Source organism: Agathobacter sp., from assembly GCF_977054825.1.
This window is the reverse complement of sequence record NZ_CDRTEH010000034.1, coordinates 1-4079: the sequence shown is the minus strand read 5'-3', so window position 1 is coordinate 4079 and position 4079 is coordinate 1. Positions and strand designations below refer to the sequence as shown.

The following is a 4079-nucleotide window of genomic DNA, read 5'->3' as shown; positions in this document are numbered from 1 at the left end:
TCTTTTTACAAAGCATAGCAATAAAAAGGAAAACACATAGAATTGCAGCAATTGGAACTGCTTTTTTCATCAGTTCACCAACACTCTGCGGTGTTTCTATCTTTACTGCGCCTTCCGGCAAGCTTCCTGTTTGATATTTATTTATATCATTTATTGACCACACAATTTTTATCATATCTACTTCCTATTCTTTTGTATAATCTTTTGCATTTACACTGTGTGCCGTATTATAAAACAATTGCGCTAACTGCTCACAGTCAGTCGTTTTGTATTCTCTAAATTTCATCTTTTTTATATATTTCGCCGTCCCATGCATAATATCCCGCGATATATTCATAATCAGGATATTCTTCTATCTCATATAATTTTCTCCCACTATCAGATGTACAAATTACCACATTTGATATTTTATAATTTTCTAGTTCCGACGTTTGAGAATATCTAACTCCATTAAGATATATATAATCTCCTTTTTCAATTGCCTCATTTTTATAACTTTTATTGTGTGCAAAATAATATCGACCACAAATAAAAATAACAACAATTGTAAGTAAAATAATAATTAATGCTATTGATTTCTTTTTTTCTACCATCATTCTCATTAGCTTCCTCTTAACATTTCATGAAATTCCGAATTGTCAATCACAGTATTTTTTCATTTGCGTGGGCATAATAAATTTTTTTAGGAGCATAATGCATAACAAGTTCCCAATCATATTTTAACCTATCATTTTGTTCATAAGCAGCAAGATATTCGATAGGCTCTAAATCTCCAACAAAACATTCGCCACTAATGTCCCTGCATAGTCTGTATCAACTAGTAAATTTCCACTCATTCCTCGAATAAAGAATGTATTCGTATTTCCATATTTCAATTTAATATGCATAGCCACCTCCTTGTCCATTTTCGATTTTTGCGATTACATAATCTGGAAGTTGTTACTTTCTGCATAGCGTGTTTCCTAAAATGATAATTACCACAACATCAACCAAAATAATCCCCAATGCAATATATACAAAAGATGCAGATAAACTATTTTCCAACAAACCCATAATTAATGCAAGAATTGCGATAATAGACATTCCAATTCCCATTGTCCTGCATAACTTCTTTTCATCATATTTTTCCTTTTCTTCTTTTGAAGCTGTATTATATCCAGAAATCAACCAACTTCCATGTCCAGAAAGTAAAATTATAGAAATTACAGCAAATATCCCAAAGACAATCCACACTATCACATCAGAACCTGTTGCTAAATCTGCTAATTTCATATAGATACACCTCCTATAATTCCGATTTTTTATTCTCTGCAACTTCCCGATAAACGTGAATTTCTCACTTCTTCATTTTAGGAGCAATAAGTAGCACTACTGTCACAAGAAAATATACACCATACAGTAACCACGTAATTGTATTGTTCCAAGGAAAACTCTTTTCTGGACGGTTCAATGCAAATATTATAAATACAACAGCTACAATCAGCATTATCACACCGATAATCCTTGATATACTTTTTTTCATGTAAAGCACCTCCTCGTTAAACTTGAAGTTATCAGTCTGTTTCATCTTTTTTATAACTTTTATTGGATCTTCATTAGAATGTGTATTATAGAAAATCGCTTTGGAATCTCAACTCACAGCAGCAATGTTGAATCAGTCCTGCTCCAGCTTTACCTGCTCACCTGTGTCTGCCTCAAATTCCTCTAGCTGCTTAAGCCAATATTCCTTATCTTTATTTGTTATCAGTCTTATGACTTTACATGGATTTCCTGCCGCTATCACACTATCCGGAATATCCTTTGTGACAACCGACCCTGAGCCTATGACAACATTTGAACCTATTGTCACACCCGGATTGATGACCGTATTGCCACCGATCCATACATTATCGCCTATTGTAACCGGCTTGCCAAGCTCCACACCGGTATTTCTGATCATCGCATCTATCGGATGACATGCACAGTATATATTGACCCTTGGTCCCAGAAATGCATGATCTCCAATGATGACATCACACTGATCCAAAACTATCAGCCCTGTATTTGCATAGAAATAATCTCCCACGTGTATATTGGTTCCATAGTCACAATAAAAAGGTGGCTCTATATAACACTCCTTTCCCATGTGTGCAAATAATTTTCCAAGATATTCTCCGGTTCTTGTCATAGTCTCAGACCTCGAAGCACTGTTGAACTTATCTACCAGATCCTTCGCCTTACCCTCCGGATCCCAATCCACACATCTGTATAATTTACTTGCTTTCATTCTTCCAAGCATTTTCTCTACTCTATCCATAGCATTTTCTACTCGCATTTATAATATTTACCCATCATGTTTATAACTGACTAAAGGATACCATTGTTTATGTCTGTAATCAACTACTAGCAACAGAAAAATGGACTGTGAAAATAGGCCCATTTTTATCTATCTTTTATTAATACACATAAAGGTACATTCCAAACCAATGCAGCGCAGCCCCCAGCATCACAAAGATATGCCAGATAAAGTGCGCCCCCTTGGTGTCCTTCACAAATGGAATCATGCCGAGCGTATAGACAATACCACCGCCCACGATCCATCCCAAAAGCGGCTTGTCATTTCTGAACCAGCCTGGAATGAACATGATGGCGCTCCATCCGATGACGAAGTACAGCGTATAGTGTATCGGTCGGAACCTGCCTGGTCCGAACACACATATGATGGTGATCCCCGCTATGATGAGCGCCCACTGCACACAGAACAACACTATTCCAAGCACATTTTCCCAGTACACAAGGTACATCGGAGCAAATGTTCCGCCTATCAGCAGATATATCGCGGAATAGTCAAATCTTCTCCAGATACGCTTGACTGCTAGCCCGGATTTGTATGAGTGATACAGGCAGCTCATAAGAAACATCAATATCAGTGATATTCCATAAAAACACGATGCCATCACTTTGAGTCCTGTGTCTGACTTCAGGAGAAGAAGGACAAAGCCGGCTATGGCAAGTCCTGCTCCTATTCCATGGGTGACTGCATTTCCCACTTCCTCAAGCACGGTGAGTTTTGGTGGCTCATTCAGTTCCCTGTAGTGCTGCCTTTTTGCTCTTTTTGCCTCTTTCTTCTCTTCTTTTCTTTTCTCTTTGTCCAGCTCAGCTTTCTGCTGAGTGCCCATATCTGATTCCGAGTTCTTTATTTCTGCCATATTTAATCCTGAAACTTCTTTCTATCTATAATTCTATCTATAATTTATTCTGCTATCTATAATCTACACTGTCTTACAACCGCAGTTTCCTGCACCGTACAGAGTACAGCCCTGGGTTCATCATCGCAGATCGCTAAAGTGCCTCAAACACCTGCACGCTACGTATCCCACTACAAGTACTATAATATACACAAAATTTGATAAAAGAGCAACAATTACTCCCATGCTCTGCTTCACGACTGCTGTTTCAGATGTCCAGTCAAGCTTTGGTATCTTGAGATCGTTGAAATGATATTCCTTTTTTTTCTGGATGTTTCTGTGATATACTTATATGGGGTCGTATCAGACCGGAAAGGAAATATTATGTTACAAAAATTATATGTTTTTTTCAGGAAAGAAACCGTTTTGTCAATTGCAGTGATCCTGGCGCTTCTTTCTATGTTCTGGGTCAGACCGGATATGGCTTATTTTACTTATATCGATTTCAGGACTCTCGGGCTCCTCTTCTGTTTGATGGCAATTGTAGCTGGTTTGAAGGCTGTTGGTGTTTTTGATATACTTGCCAAAAAATTGCTGATGGGAACTATGGATACAGATAGCCGCTGCCAAAGCACCTCACGTATGCGATTCCGAAAAAGATAAAACTCTTTTTGGATTCTCTGACAGAAAAGAACTTAACATGGAATACCTGGCCACTTACCTGATCTTATTTACAATCTGCCTGCTCACTGTTGCACGTATCATTCCATACCAGATTCCTCTTGTATTGGTTCTTATATATATGCTGCTAAGAAACAGGGAAAATATAAGCAGGGTGGATTACTCCCTGCTTGCCACCTTTATCGCATTATTTATTTTTATCGGCAACCTTGGAAGGATTCCGCAATTCAG

6 protein-coding genes and 1 pseudogene are annotated in these 4079 nt (G+C 37.8%); 2 read left to right on the top strand and 5 right to left on the bottom strand.

Annotation, left to right across the window (positions count from 1 at the left end; translation table 11 throughout):
• Positions 1-275: 275 nt before the first annotated feature.
• From ACW6PM_RS13605 to trhA, 5 genes are all read right to left on the bottom strand, one after another.
• Positions 276-602 (bottom strand): hypothetical protein, encoded by a 327-nt coding sequence (locus tag ACW6PM_RS13605; protein ID WP_456057474.1) that lies wholly within the window; start codon positions 600-602, stop codon positions 276-278.
• A gap of 337 nt (positions 603-939) precedes the next feature.
• Positions 940-1272 (bottom strand): DUF3784 domain-containing protein, encoded by a 333-nt coding sequence (locus tag ACW6PM_RS13600; RefSeq protein WP_456057473.1) that lies wholly within the window; start codon positions 1270-1272, stop codon positions 940-942.
• Between the two features lie 64 nt (positions 1273-1336).
• Positions 1337-1522: a hypothetical protein gene (locus ACW6PM_RS13595; RefSeq protein WP_456057472.1), complete on the bottom strand. Its 186-nt coding sequence runs from the start codon at positions 1520-1522 to the stop codon at positions 1337-1339.
• Positions 1523-1654: 132 nt separating this feature from the next.
• Positions 1655-2296, bottom strand: a complete 642-nt coding sequence (locus ACW6PM_RS13590) for a sugar O-acetyltransferase (RefSeq protein ID WP_173858498.1) — start codon at positions 2294-2296, stop codon at positions 1655-1657.
• 139 nt (positions 2297-2435) lie between these two features.
• Complete coding sequence (gene trhA, locus ACW6PM_RS13585; RefSeq protein WP_456057471.1) at positions 2436-3188, bottom strand: PAQR family membrane homeostasis protein TrhA; 753 nt, start codon at positions 3186-3188, stop codon at positions 2436-2438.
• Positions 3189-3551: 363 nt separating this feature from the next.
• On the opposite strand from trhA, the gene ACW6PM_RS13580 reads away from it, so the two are divergent.
• The gene (locus ACW6PM_RS13580; protein ID WP_456057470.1) at positions 3552-3830 is read left to right on the top strand and encodes a hypothetical protein; all 279 of its coding nucleotides are present in this window, start codon (positions 3552-3554) and stop codon (positions 3828-3830) included.
• 37 nt (positions 3831-3867) lie between these two features.
• A pseudogene (locus ACW6PM_RS13575) lies at positions 3868-4079 on the top strand (SLC13 family permease); the annotation flags it as partial.

Bases quoted from the DNA above. Each gene is read 5' to 3' on its own strand.
- ACW6PM_RS13605 (WP_456057474.1), bottom strand. From the start codon at position 602: ATGAGAATGATGGTAGAAAAAAAGAAATCAATAGCATTAATTATTATT.
- trhA (WP_456057471.1), bottom strand. From the start codon at position 3,188: ATGGCAGAAATAAAGAACTCGGAATCAGATATGGGCACTCAGCAGAAA.
- ACW6PM_RS13580 (WP_456057470.1), top strand. From the start codon at position 3,552: ATGTTACAAAAATTATATGTTTTTTTCAGGAAAGAAACCGTTTTGTCA.
- ACW6PM_RS13590 (WP_173858498.1), bottom strand. From the start codon at position 2,296: ATGGATAGAGTAGAGAAAATGCTTGGAAGAATGAAAGCAAGTAAATTA.
- ACW6PM_RS13595 (WP_456057472.1), bottom strand. From the start codon at position 1,522: ATGAAAAAAAGTATATCAAGGATTATCGGTGTGATAATGCTGATTGTA.
- ACW6PM_RS13600 (WP_456057473.1), bottom strand. From the start codon at position 1,272: ATGAAATTAGCAGATTTAGCAACAGGTTCTGATGTGATAGTGTGGATT.